The sequence below is a fragment of the Streptomyces sp. NPDC001153 genome (assembly GCF_053598315.1).
Window position 1 is genome coordinate 45,284 of sequence record NZ_JBSFJZ010000052.1, and the last position, 17,269, is coordinate 62,552.

General features: G+C 71.1%; 14 protein-coding genes. 8 read left to right on the forward strand and 6 right to left on the reverse strand.

Annotated features, from left to right (window positions below; all coding sequences use genetic code 11):
• The first annotated feature begins 264 nt into the window (after positions 1–264).
• The 8 genes from ACWDEN_RS40495 (at position 265) to ACWDEN_RS40530 (ending at position 10,818) form a co-directional block, all read left to right on the forward strand.
• A complete protein-coding gene (locus tag ACWDEN_RS40495; RefSeq protein ID WP_450862967.1) occupies positions 265–645 on the forward strand; it encodes a hypothetical protein in 381 nt (126 codons plus the stop codon).
• A gap of 310 nt (positions 646–955) precedes the next feature.
• Entirely contained in the window at positions 956–2,560 is a 1,605-nt protein-coding gene (locus ACWDEN_RS40500) for an amino acid permease (RefSeq protein WP_450862969.1), read from the forward strand.
• A 66-nt stretch (positions 2,561–2,626) separates the two neighbouring features.
• Complete coding sequence (locus ACWDEN_RS40505; RefSeq protein ID WP_351605338.1) at positions 2,627–3,538, forward strand: urea amidolyase associated protein UAAP1; 912 nt, start codon at positions 2,627–2,629, stop codon at positions 3,536–3,538.
• 1 nt (position 3,539) lies between these two features.
• Positions 3,540–4,340, forward strand: a complete 801-nt coding sequence (locus ACWDEN_RS40510) for an urea amidolyase associated protein UAAP2 (RefSeq protein ID WP_351605341.1) — start codon at positions 3,540–3,542, stop codon at positions 4,338–4,340.
• On the forward strand, positions 4,337–7,930 hold the full coding sequence (uca, locus tag ACWDEN_RS40515; protein WP_351605344.1) for an urea carboxylase: 3,594 nt from the start codon (positions 4,337–4,339) through the stop codon (positions 7,928–7,930). Before ACWDEN_RS40510 ends, uca begins: the two co-directional genes overlap by 4 nt.
• Positions 7,931–7,935: 5 nt before the next feature.
• Positions 7,936–9,639: an allophanate hydrolase gene (locus ACWDEN_RS40520; RefSeq protein ID WP_351605425.1), complete on the forward strand. Its 1,704-nt coding sequence runs from the start codon at positions 7,936–7,938 to the stop codon at positions 9,637–9,639.
• A 42-nt stretch (positions 9,640–9,681) separates the two neighbouring features.
• On the forward strand, positions 9,682–10,365 hold the full coding sequence (locus tag ACWDEN_RS40525; RefSeq protein ID WP_351605346.1) for a TetR/AcrR family transcriptional regulator: 684 nt from the start codon (positions 9,682–9,684) through the stop codon (positions 10,363–10,365).
• 240 nt (positions 10,366–10,605) lie between these two features.
• Positions 10,606–10,818, forward strand: coding sequence for a hypothetical protein (locus ACWDEN_RS40530; RefSeq protein ID WP_450862986.1), 213 nt, complete (start codon positions 10,606–10,608; stop codon positions 10,816–10,818).
• A gap of 73 nt (positions 10,819–10,891) precedes the next feature.
• Here ACWDEN_RS40530 and ACWDEN_RS40535 read toward each other — a convergent pair whose 3' ends face one another.
• The 6 genes from ACWDEN_RS40535 to ACWDEN_RS40560 form a co-directional block, all read right to left on the reverse strand.
• Positions 10,892–11,569 carry a GTP cyclohydrolase II gene (locus tag ACWDEN_RS40535; protein WP_450862972.1) on the reverse strand — a complete coding sequence of 226 codons (678 nt, stop codon included), beginning with the start codon at positions 11,567–11,569 and terminating at the stop codon, positions 10,892–10,894.
• 187 nt (positions 11,570–11,756) lie between these two features.
• Positions 11,757–12,803: a zinc-binding dehydrogenase gene (locus ACWDEN_RS40540; protein WP_450862974.1), complete on the reverse strand. Its 1,047-nt coding sequence runs from the start codon at positions 12,801–12,803 to the stop codon at positions 11,757–11,759.
• A 212-nt stretch (positions 12,804–13,015) separates the two neighbouring features.
• A complete protein-coding gene (locus tag ACWDEN_RS40545; protein ID WP_450862976.1) occupies positions 13,016–14,107 on the reverse strand; it encodes a tetratricopeptide repeat protein in 1,092 nt (363 codons plus the stop codon).
• Positions 14,104–15,273 (reverse strand): DUF4331 family protein, encoded by a 1,170-nt coding sequence (locus ACWDEN_RS40550; protein WP_450862978.1) that lies wholly within the window; start codon positions 15,271–15,273, stop codon positions 14,104–14,106. Before ACWDEN_RS40550 ends, ACWDEN_RS40545 begins: the two co-directional genes overlap by 4 nt.
• A gap of 36 nt (positions 15,274–15,309) precedes the next feature.
• Positions 15,310–16,638: a Dyp-type peroxidase gene (locus ACWDEN_RS40555; protein WP_450862980.1), complete on the reverse strand. Its 1,329-nt coding sequence runs from the start codon at positions 16,636–16,638 to the stop codon at positions 15,310–15,312.
• Positions 16,639–16,745: 107 nt separating this feature from the next.
• Positions 16,746–17,269 (reverse strand): hypothetical protein (locus ACWDEN_RS40560; RefSeq protein ID WP_450862982.1); only part of this gene is annotated, 524 nt, incomplete at its 5' end.

The following is a 17,269-nucleotide window of genomic DNA, read 5'->3' on the forward strand; positions in this document are numbered from 1 at the left end:
GAGGAGGGCGGTGACGTCAGCGGGCGTCCGGACCTGGCTGTCTCTGTGTCCGAGCGAGTTGACGGCTGACGATACGGTCGTCGTGGCTCAAGACGGACTCGTCCTCTGAGACCTCTTTCAGCGCACGCCGACAAGCGGCTGGGCCACCTCGTCCGTACCCGGAAGCCGGCAGCACTCCGCCCCCATCGCCTCGTCCGGTCTCGGCACCCTCGGTCACGGCAGGCGCTCTGCGTCTCCTTCGCCGGAAGCGGGTACGAACCGCTCATGCAGCACAACAGCGCGCGCCTGAAGGCAGCGTGGATCTGCCTGCTCATCGTCGGTGCTGGCATCCTCGTCTTCGGTGTCGTCGCCGCGGTCGCACCGGGGGCCGGCGACAAGCAGCTCATGCGGGCCGACGGTGTGGCCGCGACCGGTATGGGCCTGTTCGGTGTGCTGATCACCCTCGTACCGTTCCGCCGCGGGGAACGGTGGGCGTGGTATGCGCAGTGGTACTACCCGGCGTTCTGGATCGCCCACTTGGCGGGAGGACTGCCGCCGGGCAAGGACCATGTCCACCAGGTGGTGTTCATCGTCCTGTCGCTCGCCGGGCTGCTGCTGCCCGTTCGCGTCTTCTTCCCCCGGCGTGACGACCACCGCCTGACCTGAGTACCTGTCATCACTCGTGCACACCCGAGCCGGTGAACGGGATCGTGGGCGTAGTCGCAGGTGTTGTGCTCGCTGTTCGAGCGACGGGGTGAGAGGAGTCCTGCCGGCGGCCCTGTCGCGTCTGATCCTGCGCCTCGCGCGGAAGCACCCGCTGTGAGGACACCGCCAAGTGCCGGCACGCGGTCATCTCCGAGGCAGCCTCGCGGATACACGAAGTTAACTTCCCGGACTCGGGTGTGAGACCGGTCCGGCCGACGATCGCAATACCTATCAAGCGACAGGTATCTGTCGACCGATCGGAGGTGCGGCGATGAGCCGGCCCGAACTCCCCCTTGCGCAGGACCCTGGCGACGGTGCCACGACCGGCCACCCCCTCTTCGGCTACCAGCAGGAACTCCACCGCGGCGTAGGCAGCTTCGCGTCGTTCGCCGCGGGGTTCTCCTTCGTGTCGATCCTCACCACCGTCTTCCAGCTGTTCGGGCTGGGCTTCGGCCTCGGCGGCGCGACGTTCTTCTGGACCTGGCCGCTGGTCTTCGCGGGCCAACTGCTCGTCGCACTCTGTTTCGCCGAACTGGCCGCACGCTGGCCCATATCCGGGGCGATCTACCAGTGGTCGAGCCGGCTGGCCGGCACCACGACGGGCTGGTTCGTCGGCTGGATCATGATCATCGGACAGATACTCACGGTCGCGGCGGCCGCGATCGCGGCACAGGCGGTACTGCCGGGCATCTGGTCCGGGTTCCAGATCGTCGGCGGTCCGGGCGCCGATCCGTCGGTGGGCTCCCCGACCGGCGCGCAGAACGCGGTCCTGCTGGGATGCGTCCTGCTGGTCATCACCACGGCGGTGAACATCCTGGGCATCCGCCAGATGGCCGCCGCCACCAGCTTCGGCGTCACGGTCGAGATCATCGGCGTGCTCGCACTGGTGCTGATTCTGTTCTTCCTGCCCGAGCGTGGTCCGCAGGTGGTGGCCCATCCCACGGGCTGGGCCGGTCACGGCGGCTACTTCGGGGCCTTCCTCGCGTCCTCACTGATGGCGGCGTACGTGATGGTCGGCTTCGACTCGGCGGGCGAGCTGGCGGAGGAGACCCACCGCCCGCGCCGAACCACTCCCCGGACCATCCTGCGGGCCCTGATCACCTCGGGTGTCGGCGGCGCGTTGCTGATCCTTTCGGGGCTGATGGCGGCGCGCAGCCTGACCGACGGAAAACTGGCGGCCGGTGGTCTGTCCTGGGTGCTCACCGACCGGCTCGGCGGGGTTCTGGGCCGCCTGCTGCTGTGCTGCGTGGCGGTCGCTGTGTTCGCCTGCACCCTGGCCGTGCAGACCTCCGGGGCGCGGATGATGTACTCCATGGCGCGCGAAGGCGCCCTGCCCTTCCACCGGCGCCTCGGCAAGGTCTCGGCCCGCACCGGTACGCCGATCACCACGTCGGTGGTGGTGGGCGTCGGCGCCGCGATCGCGCTCGTGGTCAACATCCGCCAGTCGGCGGTCTTCACCGCCCTGTCCAGCCTCTGCATCGCCCTGCTGTACCTGGCCTATCTGGGCGTGACGGTGCCCCTGCTGGTCACCCGGATCCGGCGAAGGGGCAGCGGCGGGCTGCCGACAGGCGTCGACGAGACCGGCCGGCCTCTGTTCTCGCTGGGCCGGTGGGGAGTGGCGGTCAACACGCTCGCCGTGCTCTACCAGGCCGGCATGACGGTCAATCTGATCTGGCCCCGTGCGGAGATCTACGACCTCACCGGCGGCACATGGTGGCTGCGGTGGAGCGCCCCGCTGTTCATCGGGCTCAGCCTCGCCGCCGGTGCCGGTTACTTCCTCCCCCGCCGGCTGCACCACCGTATCGAGCTGAGGCACGTACCGCACACGCACACCGAGCCGCCCCTGGACGCGCAGGCCGTCGCCGAGCCCGCCTGATGAGCGCCCGTGTGACACGAGGGGACGCATCGATGACGTACCGACGAAGGGACGACGGGACACTCCATGACCCCCACCGAGAGCTCGACGGCCGTACCGCAGCACGGCCGCTACCCGACCGGGCAGGCTCCCGCCCGCGCCCGTGATCTGCACCTGACCGACAGCGTCCGAAGCGCCCGCGACGACGCCCGCGCCCAGGGCGGGCAGGCCGGCGCGTGGATGCCGTACCTTCCGGCGTCGGACAGCCCGTACTGCCCGCCGGGTGTGGACGCGGCCGCCCTGGTGTGGGCGGAGACGGTGGCGCCCGGCGGCTACACGCACAAGGTCCTCGCCCGCGGTACGCGGCTGCGCTTCGACGACCCGAGCGGTGACGCCTGCGCCCACCTGCTGCTCTTCAACGCCCTGGAGCCGGTGGAGCGGCTGAACGTCGCCGACACCCAGAAGGTGCCGTGGCAGGCGTATCCGGGCCAGAACCATCCGCTGCTCTCCGGTGACGGCCGAATCCTGGCGGTGGTCAGCGCCGACTCCTCCGGCCGGCACGACGCCTTCTGCGGCACCACCACCGACGCCTGGAACGAGCGCAAGTACGGTGACGCCCGCCCCGAGGGGCCATCGCCGTCCGGCCGCGGGCTCTTCCTCAAGGCGGCCGCCAAGCACGGTCTGAGCCGGCGCGACCTGCCACCCGGCCTGTCCTTCTTCCAGGGCGTGCGCGTCGAGGCGGACGGCACCCTGGCCTGGCAGGGCAGCGCGGGGGCGGGTACGCATGTCGAACTCGTCGCGGAGATGCCCCTGTTGGTGCTGGTCGCCAATGCCGCCCATCCGCTGGATCCTCGTCCCGGCTATGTGGTCGGCCCACTGCGGGTGCACGCCTGGCGCGGTGCCCCGACCGGCCGAGACGAGCCGCGGTTCACGGCGACTCCGGAACTGCACCGGGCGTACCTCAACACCGTCGACTACTGCGAAGCCCGGGGGTTGTGACATGGCGACCACACGGACCGGGACCAGGCCCGTCAGCTGCCCGACCGCCGCCGGCGGCACGGTCGCCTCCACCGTCCCGGTCGGCGCCGTTCACGCGGAGGGCTCCCCCCTGGACTGGGGTGCGAGCCTGGTCGAAGGCGAAGTCGTCCTGGACGAGACGGTGGCCCCCAATGCGCCCTGGTCGGCGGTGGTGCGGACGGGGCACGTCCTGACGATCGTCGATGTCGGCGGCAACCAGTCGGCCGACTGTCTGCTCTACAACGCCGACGATCCCGAGGAGCGCTACAGCGTCCCCGACACCCTGGCCTGGCAGGGCAACGCCTATGTGCGCACCGGCACCGTGCTGCGCAGCAGCGAGGGCCGCCCGTTGATGACCGTCGTCGCCAACGAGGTCGACCGCCAGGACACCATCGGCGGCGCGTGTGGCAAGGAGTCCAACACCCTTCGCTACGGCCATCATGTGATGTTCCAGCACGGCTGCCGTGAGAACTTCCTCGCCGAGGCAGGGCGGCGTGGCCTCGGGGTGCGGGACATCGTCTCCAACCTCAACTGGTTCATGAACGTGCCCGTCGAGGCGGACGGCGCGCTGGGCATCGTGGACGGCATGTCGGCGCCGGGCCGCCGGGTTGCGGTGCGCGCCGAGACAGACGTGCTGGTGATGGTGTCCAACTGCCCGCAGATGAACAACCCGTGCAACGACTTCAACCCCACTCCGCTGCGGATGATCGTCGTGGAGCCGGCACCGGCCGACGTCGACCCACGGTCCGCGCAAGCCGCTCGCACCGCGAAGGAGGGCGCGTGATCCGCCCCACCGCCGTTCTCGTCGCCAACCGCGGTGAGATAGCCCGCCGTGTGATCCGCACCGCCAGGAGGATGGGCCTGGGCACCGTCGCCGTCTTCTCCGACGCCGACCGGGCCGCCCCGCACGTCCGCGAGGCCGATCACGCGGTCCGCATCGGTCCGGCGCCCGCCCGCGCGTCGTATCTGCGCGGGGAGGCGATCATCGAGGCCGCGCTCGCCCATGGCGCGGACATCATCCACCCCGGCTACGGCTTCCTCTCCGAGAACACCGTCTTCGCCCGTGCCGTGGAGGAGGCCGGTCTGCGTTTCGCGGGACCGACCGCCGACCAGATCACCGCCTTCGGTGAGAAGCACACCGCGCGCGCCCTGGCCAAGGCCGCCGGAGTGCCGCTGCTGGCCGGGACGGAGTTGCTCGCAAGCGCCGAGGAGGCAGTCACCGCGGCCTCCTCGATCGGGCTGCCCGTGATGGTCAAGGCCACCGGCGGTGGCGGCGGCATCGGCATGCAGGCCTGCGCCACCGCCGACGAGGTACGCGGGGCCTTCGCCCGCGTCGCGGCACTCGCGGAGTCCAACTTCGGATCCGCAGGGGTGTTCCTGGAGCGCCTGGTGCGCCCCGCCCGCCATGTCGAGGTGCAGGTCTTCGGCGACGGCACCGGCCGGATCGCCGTCTTCGGCGACCGGGACTGCTCGTTGCAGCGCCGCAACCAGAAGGTGATCGAGGAGGCCCCGGCCCCGGCCCTGCCTCCTCATGTGCGGGCACTGCTGCACGACTCCTCCCGCCGGCTGCTCGCCTCGGTCGGCTACCGGGGCGCGGGGACCGTGGAGTTCGTCTACGACCCCGCGCGCGAGGAGGCCGCCTTCCTGGAGGTCAACACCCGCCTCCAGGTCGAACACCCGGTGACCGAGGAGGCGTACGGCGTCGACCTCGTCGAACTCATGCTCGCCCTGGCCCGCGACGGCGGGGTCGAGGACGCGGTGTTCGAGCGGGAGTGGACGGCCGCCGGGCATGCCGTGGAGGCCCGCGTCTACGCCGAGGACCCCGGCAAGGAGTCGCTGCCGTCCTCGGGCCTGATCACCCGGGCGGCCTTCCCCGGCCAGGGCGCCGACGACATGCCCGGCGTGCGCGTCGACGGCTTTGCCGAAACCGGTCTGGAGGTCTCCCCGTACTACGACCCCATGCTCGCCAAGGTGATCGCGAAGGGCCCCACCCGGGAGGCCGCGTTCGACGTGCTCGGCCAGGCCCTGGCCGCGAGCCGGGTCGACGGCATCGTCACCAACCTGGGCCTGCTGCGCGAGCTGACCTCGCGGGGCGAGGTGCGCGAGGCCGTGCACAGTACCAGCACGCTCGCCACCACGGCCGACCCCGATCCGCGCATCGACGTCCTGGTGCCAGGCGCGATGACCACTGTCCAGGACCTCCCGGGCCGACTCGGCTACTGGCACGTGGGCGTGCCACCGAGCGGCCCCTTCGACGCCGTCTCCTTCGCCGAGGCCAACCTGGCCGTCGGCAACCCGGCCCAGGCGCCTGGCCTGGAGGTCACCGCGGGCGGGCTGACCCTGCGCTTCTCGGCCGCCACCGTGGTCGCCGTCACCGGCGCTCCGGTCCCGGTCACGGTGGACGGCAGCGCGGCAGCCCTGTGGGAGCCGGTCACGGTCGCGGCCGGCGCCACTCTGGCGCTCGGTGCCTGCCGGGGGCCGGGCCTGCGCAGCTATGTGGCCGTCCGGGGCGGCATCGACGTACCCGAATACCTGGGCAGCGCCTCCACGTTCACCCTCGGCGGCTTCGGCGGGCACGCCGGTCGGGCGCTGCGCGCCGGAGACGTACTGCGGCCCGGAACTTCGCCGACCGCCGGCGGCGGCCCCACCCCGCCCGAGCGCCGGCCGGCGATCACCTCGCACTGGCAGATCGGTGTCACCGAAGGGCCGCACGCGGCGCCCGAGTTCTTCACCCGCGAGGACATCGACACCCTCTACGCCACGGACTACAAGGTCCACCACAACTCGGCCCGCACCGGCGTCCGCCTGATCGGTCCCAAGCCGCGGTGGGCCCGCCAGGACGGCGGTGAGGCGGGCCTGCACCCCTCCAACATCCACGACACGCCGTACGCGGTGGGTGCCCTCGACTTCACCGGCGACACACCGATCATCCTGGGCCCCGACGGACCGTCCCTCGGCGGGTTCGTCTGCCCCGCGGTGGTCGCCAGCGGCGAACTGTGGAAGCTCGGCCAGCTCCGCCCCGGCGACACCGTCCGCTTCGTACCGGTCAGGGAAGCCGAGGCGGCCGCCCTCGATGCCCGCCGCTCCTCCCCCACGCTGATCAGCACGGGCGGAGACGGCGACGACGGCGTTCTCGGCCGCCTGGAGGCCACCGATGCCCGCCCCGCCGTCACCTACCGCCGGGACGGCGACGACAACGTCCTGGTCGAGTACGGCCCCATGGTGCTCGACCTCGGCCTGAGGATGCGGGTCCACGCCCTGCAGGAGACCCTCGCCGCGCACACGCCCGACGGCGTCCTCGACGTCACCCCGGGCATCCGCTCCCTCCAGATCCACACCGACGCCCGCCGACTCAAGGCCCGTGACCTCACCGCCCTGCTGCGAGAACTGGAGGGCGAAGTCCCGCCCAGCGACGAACTGGTGGTCCCCTCCCGCACGGTGCGGCTGCCGCTCAGCTGGGACGACCCGGCCACCCGGCTCGCCATCGAGCGGTACATGGCCGGGGTGCGCGATGACGCCCCGTGGTGCCCGTGGAACATCGAGTTCATCCGCCGTGTCAACGGCCTTCGGACCGCGGACGACGTCTACCGCACCGTCTTCGACGCCTCCTACCTGGTGCTCGGCCTCGGCGACGTCTATCTCGGCGCCCCCGTCGCCACCCCGCTCGACCCGCGGCACCGCCTGGTGACCACCAAGTACAACCCGGCCCGCACCTGGACCGCGGAGAACTCCGTCGGCATCGGCGGCGCCTACCTGTGCATCTACGGCATGGAAGGCCCCGGCGGCTACCAGTTCGTCGGCCGCACCGTGCAGATCTGGAACCGGTTCCGCAAGGGCGGCCTCTTCCAGGACTCGCCGTGGGCGCTGCGCTTCTTCGACCGCATCGAGTGGTATCCCGTCACCGCGGAGGAACTGCTCGAACTGCGGGCCGAGACCGACGCCGGGCGCGGTGACTTCCCGACCGAGGAGGGCACCTTCTCGATCGCCGAGTACAACGCCTTCCTCGCCGCGGAGGCCGACTCGATCGCCGCGTTCCGCCGGCGGCAGAGCACCGCCTTCGAAGCTGAGAAGCAACGCTGGCGAGCCGCGGGAGAGTTCGACCGCGACGACGATCCCGAACCCGTGACCGCCACTGCTGCCGTCACCCTGCCGGACGGCGCGGTCCCCGTCACCGCGCCGTTCACCGCCACCGTCTGGCAGATCGCCGCCGCACCGGGCGCCACCATCGCGAGCGGCGATGCGATCCTCTCCCTGGAGGCGATGAAAATGGAGTCGACCGTGAACGCCCCCACCGCCGGGACACTGCTGGAGATCTACGTCAAGCCCGGTGAGCAGGTCGCCCCCGGCCAGATCCTCGCGGCGGTGCGGGCATGAACGCCATGACACCGGCCGCACGCGTCCAGGCCGCCTACGACCGGATCGAGGGCGTCGGCCGGCCCGACATCTGGATCAGCCTCAGGCCACGCGAGGAGGTGCTCGCCGAGGCGGCCGGCATCGACCCGGCGCTGCCGTTGGCCGGCCTGGTGGTGGCCGTCAAGGACAACATCGACGTGGCCGGCCTCCCCACCACCGCGGGCGCCCCGTCGTACGCCTACGAACCGCAGGCCGACGCGCCCGCGGTGGCCCGGCTGCGCGCGGCCGGCGCGGTGGTGCTCGGCAAGACCAACCTGGACCAGTTCGCCACCGGCCTGGTCGGCACCCGCAGCCCCTACGGCGCGGTGCGCAACGCCTGGGACGCGGCCCGCATCTCCGGCGGGTCGTCCTCCGGATCCGCCGTCGCGGTGGCGCTGGGCATCGCCGACATCGCACTAGGTACCGACACGGCCGGCTCCGGGCGGGTGCCCGCCGCCCTCAACGGCATCGTCGGCGTCAAGCCCACCAAGGGTCTGGTGCCCGTGACCGGGGTGGTCCCCGCCTGTTACACGCTCGACTGCGTGACCGTCTTCGCCCGCGACCTGCAACTCGCCCGCACCGCCGCGGAGTTCGTCGAGGGCCCCGATCCGGCCGATCCGCTCTCCCGCACCGGCACCCAGCTCCCGCCGCCCCCCGCGCGCCCGCGGATCGCCGTACCGGCTGGGGAGCATCTGAAGGGCATGGCCGGCGGCTGGCACGAGGCCTTCGACGCTGCCGTCGCCCGCCTGGCGGGCACCGGGGCGGAGATCGTCGAAACCGACATCACCCCGCTGCTTCAGGCCGCGGAACTGCTGTACGGCGGCGCGTTCGTCGCCGAGCGGTACGCCGCCGTGGGCGCGCATCTGGAGAAGCACCGCGACCTGATCGGGGCGGACCTCGATCCGACCGTCGCCGCCATCGTGCTGGCAGGCCGGGAGAAGACCGCCGCCGACTGGGCCACCGACGCCGCCAGGCTCGCCGCGCTCGGCGCCGCCGGACGCGCGGTGCTCGACGGCTGTACGGCTCTCCTGACGCCGACCACCACCTGGCATCCCACCCTCGACGAGGTGGCGGCCGACCCGGTCGGCGCCAACGCCCGGTTGGGACGGTTCACCAACTTCGCCAACCTGCTGGACTGCGCCTCGCTCGCCGTTCCCGCCGGGTTCGTGGACGGCCTGCCGTTCGGCGTGATGTTCACCGGACCGGCCTTCTCCGACCGCGCCCTGGCCGTGCTGGCCGAGCGGTTCGCCAACCCCGGGGTCGACCTGTTCGTGGTCGGCGCCCACCTCACCGGCCAGCCGCTCAATGCCCAGTTGGTGCAAGCCGGCGCCACATTGGTCGGCCCGGCCCGCACCGCAGACGGCTACCGGCTGTACGCCCTGGCCACCGAGCCGCCCAAGCCCGGCCTGCTCCGGGTCACCGAGGGCGGGCGCGACACCGGCGCCGGGGCGGGTCACGCCACGGCGTCAGGCGGCGACGCGCGGACGGGCGTCGAGGGCGAGATCTGGCGGCTGCCCGCTGCCGGGTTCGGGGCGTTCACCGCCGCCGTGCCCGCGCCGATGACCATCGGCACCGTCGAACTGGCCGACGGGCGGCAGGTCTGCGGCTTCCTCGTCGAGCCGTACGCCGTCGAGGGCGCGCCCGACATCACCCGCTTCGGTGGCTGGCGGGCGTACACGGCGTCCGCGTGACCGGAGGCCGCGGGGCGGACACCTGGTGGCAGGATGGGGGCCATGACGACGACGCGTCCCCGTCAAGGCAGGCCCCGGCACACGCCGCCGTCCGACCCCGGCACCTCCGCCCGGGAACAGATCCTCGACGCCGCCGGGGCGCTCTTCGTCGACCATGGGATCACCAGCACCAGCACCCGCATGATCGCCGAGCGGGTCGGCATCAGGCAGGCCTCCCTCTACTACCACTTCGCCACCAAGGAGGAGATCCTCGCCGAGCTGCTGGCGACGTCTGTCCGGCCCAGTCTGCAGATGGTGGACCGGATCCGGGCGCTGGTGCCCGAGCGGGCGAATCCGGCCGCCGCGCTGTACGCCGTTGCCGCGATGGACGTACGCACCCTCTCCCGCACTCCGTACAACATCGGCACGCTCTATCTGCTGCCGGAAGTGCGAGCCGAGCGGTTCAACGCCTTCCGGACCGAGCGAGGCCGTCTGCAGTCGAGCTACGGCACGCTGGGCGCCCTGGCGGCGACCGAGGACGTCGCGCGCGGCCTGCCCGCCGAGCGGCTCGGTGAACTGCTGATCCAGCTGGTGGAGGTCGTCATCCAGATACGGCGCTCCCGTGAGCCGGACGCGGCTGACACCGAGGCCATCGCGTCGTCGTGCCTGCGCCTGTGCGGGCTCGGAGAGGCGGCGGCGGCCGCCGCCCGGGAGGAGGGCCGAACGCTGCTGAGCAGCCTGGACTGACCGCCGGCCCACCGCACGCCCTCCAGTGCCGCTGTGCAGCAGCTCAGCCTTCACCAGGCCCTCGGTGGACGCGCAGTGCCTCGTCCCGCTCGAGCGGGAGCCGAAAGAGGTCGAGCACGGTGTCACCCGCGTCAACCCCTCACTCGCCGGGCAGAGGGCAGGCGCCTGAACTGCCCCTTGCGCGCCTTCGTCGCGGTGACCGACCAGATGGGCTGCGCCAGCTGCGACCTCTTCGCCTGGATGGACTCCGTCGACGATCTCGTCCGCCCGCTTCAGGACCGAGACGTCAGGATCGACACCCAATCGCTCAGTCTCAGTTGGGCAGGCGTCTGTTCCAGCTCCTGCGCCACGCGGGGGACGGCCCGGCGCTACGGAATGGACGCCCGCAGCACCCTCGTCAAGGTCGGCCGCCGTGGGTTGGTTACAGCTCAGGGGGCCTGTTCCTGGACGTGACGCTCGATCTTTCGGCCAATCGGCCGTGAAGCGCATTCTGCACTGGCCCGCCGCCGACGACGGGCATCGGCCTTCAGCCTGCCGTCAGGTCCGTCAGCGGCAGGGTGTGCTGGGTCTGGAGGACCTTCGCGCGGAGGTAGCGGACGTTGTGGGCCGTGGTGAAGACGCCGGTCGGAACCCGGTGGCGTACGGTGACGCCCAAGGAGCCCAACTGACCGGCCTTGTCGGGGTTGTTGGACAGCAGGTCGAGCTCGCCGATGCCGAGGGCGGCGAGCATCTGCGCGGCGGCCGTGTAGTCGCGGGCGTCCTCCGGAAGGCCGAGCGCGGCGTTCGCCTGGTAGGTGTCGAGTCCCTGGTCCTGGAGGGCGTAGGCGTCGAGCTTGTTGTAGAGGCCGATGCCGCGGCCCTCCTGGCGGAGGTAGAGCAGGACTCCGCCGCGGTCGGCGATGCGCTCGACCGCCTCGCGCAGCTGGGGTCCGCAGTCGCAGCGGGCCGAACCGAAGACGTCGCCGGTCAGGCACTCGGAGTGGAGACGCACCAGCGGGGTCTGGTCGGGGTTTGACGGGCCGAGGACGACGGCCACATGTTCCTGGTCGTCGGCAAGGCTGTGGAAGGTAACGAGGTCGGCGGTCACCGTATAGCCGTCGCCGAAGCGAAGCGGAACCGTCACACGGGTGCGGACCGTGGCAGTCGGCAAGCCGGTCGTATCACTGCTGTCGATGGGTGCGGTAGTGTCGCGTGGGTTGCGCATGTCGGTTGTCCTGGGCGGCAGTTGTGGATGTCGGTCGCGCCATGGGCCTCGCCGCTGCGGCCCGTCGATCAGGGCGTATGCGCCGCATTCGGCCTCGTTCTGCGCAGCCCTGATCGTCGCGGGACCCGCCGGCCGCACGTCTCCGACGAGTGCGCGGCCGGCACGCTCGCGTGCTCAGGGCGAGTCGTCAGGGCACGAGGATGAGACGGATCGGGTCACCGATCTTGCGCTCCAGGCGGTGGATCGCCTCCGGGGCATCGGCCAGGGGGATGTGGTCGGTGATGGACGGGGCGAGGTCGAGACGGCCGCTGCCGGCCAACCGGATCAGCTCGTAGACGTGGTCGAACGAGGATCCGTAGTGTCCGTACACCTTCTTGTTCTTCAAGTTGAAGGTCATCTTCTCGGAGATCGTCAGAGGTTCCATGGTGATACCCACCAGGACCAGCGCGCCTCGGTTCCCGAGAAGGGGTGACGCCTGTTCCCGGACCCGGGGAACGCCCGCGAAGTCGAAGGCGTAGTCCAGTCCCAGTCCCTCGGTGGCCCGCAGCACGGCCTCGGCGAAGCCGGGGTCGGTGGGGTCGAGCGCGATGTCCGCGCCGAACGCGAGCGCTCGCTCGCGCGCACGGGGCAGCGGGTCGACGGCGATGATGGGCGCGGCGCCCATCATGCGGGCCAGCCGGACGGCGTGTGCGCCCACTCCACCGACTCCCCAGATGCCCACCGACTGGGCGGCACGCACCTGCACGGTCTCGACGAGAGCCGCGTATGAGGTGGAGACGGCGTCAGGGATGATCGCCGCCTGGTCGAAGGGAAGTGAGTCGGGGATGGGGACGACGGTGTCCTCACGGGCGATCGTGTACTGGGACCAGCCACCGTCGTAGTCGACGCCACGGCCGCGGAACGATGTGCACGTGCCGCCCCTGACACAGGTGGCGCACTCACGGCAGGGCTGTCCTGCCTGCAGGGCGACCCGCGTGCCAACGGCCAGGTTCCGCTTGAGGCCGGGGCCCAGGGCATGGATCACACCGGAGAGTTCATGCCCGAGGGTGAGCACATCGGACTTCAGGTGCACCGGCGAGATGCTGCCGTCGATGAGGTGGAGGTCGGAGAGACACACCCCGGCCGCCTTCACCTCGATCAGTACTTCGCCCGGTCCGGGCTCGGGGACCGGGATCTCCTCCACCAGGAACTTCTTCGTGTCCAGGTGGACGCGTCCTGCCAGCATGGTGTCCATCGTTGTGGGCCTTCTTGAGTAGTGGTTGCGGCTCCAGGGGCTGCAACGGCCCGTGGAACCACCAACGAGTAAGGGATGTTGCTCAGGAGACGAGGGTTAGGGCGTCGCCCGTTGAGGCCTCGGGCCGCGTCTGCCCCCGGGTGCGGGGTCGGCCGGACGCACCCTCTGACGTCCGGCCGACCCCGTCGGGCCCCATGGCCGCCGCTCGGCGGCTATGGGGCAGCCAGTGCGACCCGGTTCTGCGCGAAGACAGCGCGCTGGTACAGGGCATGGGCTCGGGCTGTCTGGCGGAATGCGAGGTTCTGCATCGCCAGCTGGAGCCCGCGGTCAGCGTCGGCCCCCACGGTGAGCCAGAAGTCGGCTGCGTGGTCGGCGTAGGCCTCTGGGTGACGCAGCACCAGTTCGTCGTAACGCGCTGCCGCACGCTCGCGCCACTGTTTCGCCTCGTGGACCCGGCCGACTGCGTGCAGCGCAGCCGCGAAATGGGCGGCGTACTCCGGGTCGTCGCTGCTGCGGGTGAGAGGACGCAGGAGGTCGACAGCGGCGTGAAACGCTCCTCGCGACAGCTCGACCTCGGCCAGATGGCCGAGTGCCGGCGCGTAGCCGGGTACCCGTTGCCGCGCGGCTTCGTACCAGGAGCGGGCCGCATCGAGGTCACCCTCGCGGTGCCACATCACACCGCGCCTGAAGTCCAGCTGGGCCAGCGGAAACGGCGAGGTCGCCCGGTAGTGTCGCCGCGCCTCGTCGAACAGCCGCTCCGCCTCGGTGACCTCCCCGCGCTCCGCGTGGAGCACGGCGAGTGCGCCGAACGTGGTGAACTGGCTCTGCCGCTCTCCCGCTTTGTGGATCAGAGCCATGGCATCCGTGAAGCAGCCGAGGGCCTGCAGGACCACGGCTCGTTCCGCGTCCAGTGTGGCCTCGCTCGCGCCGTTGCGGCCCGCCGCGCCGAGGTCGGCGGCGGCGTCGGCGAAGCGGTGCAGGGTCGCTCGGGACCTGGCTCGGGCGAGGAGGGCGGTGGCGTCGTCCGGTGCCGCCTGCACCAGCCGCTCAGCCAGGGCCGCCGCCTGTTCGTAGTCGGTGACGCGGCCCAGGAGATGGCCCCGGAGGTTGAGGAGGTCGATCAGGGCTGCCCCTTGGGCCACCGCCAGAGGCGCCGTCGCCGCCGAGTGAGCTCCCTGCGCCTTCCCCGCACCCGTTCGGCTGAGCCGTACGGCCAGCCCGTCGATCTGCCCCCGCAGATTCATGACGGCGATGGTGCCGCTCGTCGTGACCGGCTCGCACACCTGGGCGGACACCCCGGTCATGCCGCTTCCTCGGGAGGCATCATCGCGGCCAGGCGGGCGCCCAGGTCCGGCGGGGTCGGGTTGGGAGTGTTGAGGTAGGGGAAGGTGTGAGTGGCGGGCTTGGTCGCCTGGTCGACGCCGTCGCTGAGACGCTCGCCGTCCACACCGCCCACGAGCAGGGTGTAGAGCGTGTCCACGATGTCGTCGTTGAGCGAGCGGCCACCGCAGGTGGTGTGCGGGCGGCCGGCGACCAGGGCGGTCTCGATCTCGAAGCAGCCGTCCTCGGAGAAGGGCTTGGACAGGTCGACGACGAGGAAGTCCGCGAGCAGCAGTTCGGTCAGCGGGTGGTTGCCCTGCTCGTCCAGCGGCCAGTCGGTCTTGCCGTCCAGGCCGTCGAACCAGGCCAGGTTGGCGTTGAACCGCGCGCGGTAGGCGCCCGCGTAGTCGGGCCGGATGTTGAAGGTGTCTTCCTCGTTGTAGAGGTCGCGGATCTCCAGATCGCGGTTGACCGTGTCGTACTTCTTGCTCGACAGGACCACGTTCTTGATCTCCGGCCGGCCCATGCGCTCCAGCTGGATCGGGCGGCCGCCACCGGAGGTCAGGGTCTCGCCGACGACCGCCACCAGGGAACCGGCGGCCGGGCCGAGCACCGCGGCGTCGACCTCCAGGACGATGCTCAGGCAGTTCAGGCCCTCCAGGACGTTGTCGGCGTCGGGCCTGAGGGCCAGCTTCCCCGTCATGTCGGTGGCGATCACGCCCACGAAGTCGATGAAGAACGGGTCGAGCCGCGACCCGGCGAAGATCTTCAGGCCTTCGGCCTCGGTGGGCACCTCGTTGCCGACCTGGAAGGCGACCGTCCGGCCGCCGGGCGCCCGGCACGTGCCCATCTGTATGAGAGTGTCGGCGCCGTCGAGTTGGTGGGGGGCGTCGAAGGTGAAGTCGAACAGGTACTCGTCGTCGCCGACTTGGAAGGTCGCAGCGGGGCCCTCGGTCACGGACGTGACCGGCCGGACACGGAAACGGTGGGTGATCACGTCGGAGAACAGCGCCGTGGGGGCCGAGGCCGGCAGCACGTTGAGGACGAGCACCAGGTTCCCCGGCCGCTCCGGGCTCGGGAAGGCGTACACGTCGCAGATGTCGGATGCGGGGTCGGCTATGACGCGCGGCCCGGAGAAGTGGTCAGCCATGAGAAAGCTCCTTGTCGTGTTGCGGGCGGGGAGAGGTCAGGTGTCGAGGTCGGCGATCCAGCGCAGCGCCGACAGACCGGGCATGAAGCAGTACTCGCCGCCCCGGTTGACGACGAACGGCGGAAGCCCCTTGAAGCGGCGGCGGATCGGCTCGCGCGGGATGGTGAACTGGCCGTCCTCGTTTCCGCCGATCAGCGGGTCCTTCTCGTCGGGGGCCCCGATGAACTTGCCGTCGTTCAACCACTGCCGCTGGACGAACTCGAACTGCCGCGCAAGGTGGGCTCCGACGAAGGCGAACATGATTCCGCGGTCGGCGCCGTCGTCCTCCAGCACACCTTTGGGCAGCGGCGGACCATAGGTCGTGCCGCGCCTGATCATGCGGTGCAGGCGCACCTCACCGGTGACGACCGCGTCCCGCGGGTTCATCCGGCGGGCGTGGGAGCCCACGGGGCACTTCAGGCCCTGCGGGTCGTCGCCGTACATGAAGTCGTTGTTGCGCGCGGGATCGGCACCGAGTTCCGGATCGTCCTTGTCCGGCGTCAGTGCCAGCGGGGCGCCACTGGGCCAGCGACCGACGAACTTGGCCGCGATCAGGTCTTCGTCCGCGCGGTCCTTGGCTCGGTCGCGTATGTACTGACGGAACTCCGCCACTCGCGTGTGCAGCTTGCGGAAGACCACGTACGTTCCGTTGCGGCCGAGCACCTCGGGCTGCGGAACGGGTTCGATGCCGCCGGTCTCGTCCTCGTACCCAAGGACGAACTCGCCTGCTTTGAGCGGGACTTCTCGGGGGTTGGTGCCGGGAATCCCTGTGCCCTCGATGGCCGGCTGACCGATGCCGTCACGGAAGCCGAACGGCTCCTTCTCGTCCGGTCCGACGTGGACGTCCTGCTGCCAGATGGGGACTACCCCGGGCAGATCGCGCAGGGCGTCACGGGCCAGGAGGACGATCGTCTCCAGACGGGCGTCGTCCGGGGCGAGGGCGGCCAGGATGACGTGCACGTCCTCCGACCCCAGCGGGCCTTCCCAGTTCTCCGGCGCACTGTCCCCCACGTCACCGAGTTCCTCCGCCCGCGCGGCCATGCCCTCCCGGAACTCGGGCGGGAAGGTGGCCAGCGATTCCTCGGGCACACCCAGGGCCTTCAGGCCCTGGAAGCTGAGTGCCACCGCGAGCGAGACCTGACGCTGCGGGTCGAACGAGGCGACCGAGTCGAGGACGGGGGTGAGCCGCCGCAGCAGCTCGCGTCCCTGCCGCCGGTCGTCGATGCGAAGGGCGAGGTAGGAGCCCGCGTAGGGCGTCGGGCGTGGCTCCAGGGCGGCTGCCTGGATGTCGTCGAGTTCTAGGGCGCTGCCCTTGACCGTGGTCATGATGCCTTCCAGAACTGTGTAGCGAGGGCGCGGTCGTCACGCCCGGTGGGGTTCCTGGGAGGGGGTGGGAGGTGCCACCCCCTCCCAGGGGTGTGGGGGTCAGCGGGTCAGCTGGCGGCCTGGGCGAGGAGGGGCTCGAGGGCGGGGTGGGCGAGGGCTTCCTCGGCGGCGGGGTCGTCGAGGACTTCCTGGAAGGCGGCGTCGAGCTTCTGGGCCTTGACGACCTGGGGCATGGTGAGGGTGCCCAGGGGGTTGAAGTAGGAGGCGGCCTGCTCCTGGCCGTCCTGGAGGATCTTCTTCAGGCGGGCGGTGGAGTTGCGGACGTTGTCCTCGAAGTCCGGGCGGTCCATGTCGGTCAGCGCGTTCATGCCGCCGGCCTCCTCGACCCAGGCGAACAGTTCGTCCCACTCGGTGGTGTGCTGCAGCCAGTCCGCGAAGTGCTCGAAGCCGACGGTCAGGATCGCGTCGTCGACGTAGGGGTCCCACTCGGTCTCGAAGGTGGTGGCCCACAGCAGCATCCTGCCGCCGTCGAAGACCACGTGCCGGGTGTCGCGCAGGCCGGTCTTGATGGTCTGCGCCGGGTCCTGGCGGCGCAGCTCCTCCACGAACCGCTGGACCGCCGCCCGGATCT

Coding starts and splice junctions, on each gene's coding strand:
- ACWDEN_RS40530 (WP_450862986.1), top strand. CDS start 10,606: ATGGACTCCGTCGACGATCTCGTCCGCCCGCTTCAGGACCGAGACGTC.
- ACWDEN_RS40495 (WP_450862967.1), top strand. CDS start 265: ATGCAGCACAACAGCGCGCGCCTGAAGGCAGCGTGGATCTGCCTGCTC.
- ACWDEN_RS40535 (WP_450862972.1), bottom strand. CDS start 11,569: ATGCGCAACCCACGCGACACTACCGCACCCATCGACAGCAGTGATACG.
- ACWDEN_RS40510 (WP_351605341.1), top strand. CDS start 3,540: ATGGCGACCACACGGACCGGGACCAGGCCCGTCAGCTGCCCGACCGCC.
- ACWDEN_RS40550 (WP_450862978.1), bottom strand. CDS start 15,273: ATGGCTGACCACTTCTCCGGGCCGCGCGTCATAGCCGACCCCGCATCC.
- ACWDEN_RS40500 (WP_450862969.1), top strand. CDS start 956: ATGAGCCGGCCCGAACTCCCCCTTGCGCAGGACCCTGGCGACGGTGCC.
- ACWDEN_RS40505 (WP_351605338.1), top strand. CDS start 2,627: ATGACCCCCACCGAGAGCTCGACGGCCGTACCGCAGCACGGCCGCTAC.
- ACWDEN_RS40555 (WP_450862980.1), bottom strand. CDS start 16,638: ATGACCACGGTCAAGGGCAGCGCCCTAGAACTCGACGACATCCAGGCA.
- ACWDEN_RS40545 (WP_450862976.1), bottom strand. CDS start 14,107: ATGACCGGGGTGTCCGCCCAGGTGTGCGAGCCGGTCACGACGAGCGGC.
- ACWDEN_RS40520 (WP_351605425.1), top strand. CDS start 7,936: ATGACACCGGCCGCACGCGTCCAGGCCGCCTACGACCGGATCGAGGGC.
- ACWDEN_RS40540 (WP_450862974.1), bottom strand. CDS start 12,803: ATGGACACCATGCTGGCAGGACGCGTCCACCTGGACACGAAGAAGTTC.
- ACWDEN_RS40525 (WP_351605346.1), top strand. CDS start 9,682: ATGACGACGACGCGTCCCCGTCAAGGCAGGCCCCGGCACACGCCGCCG.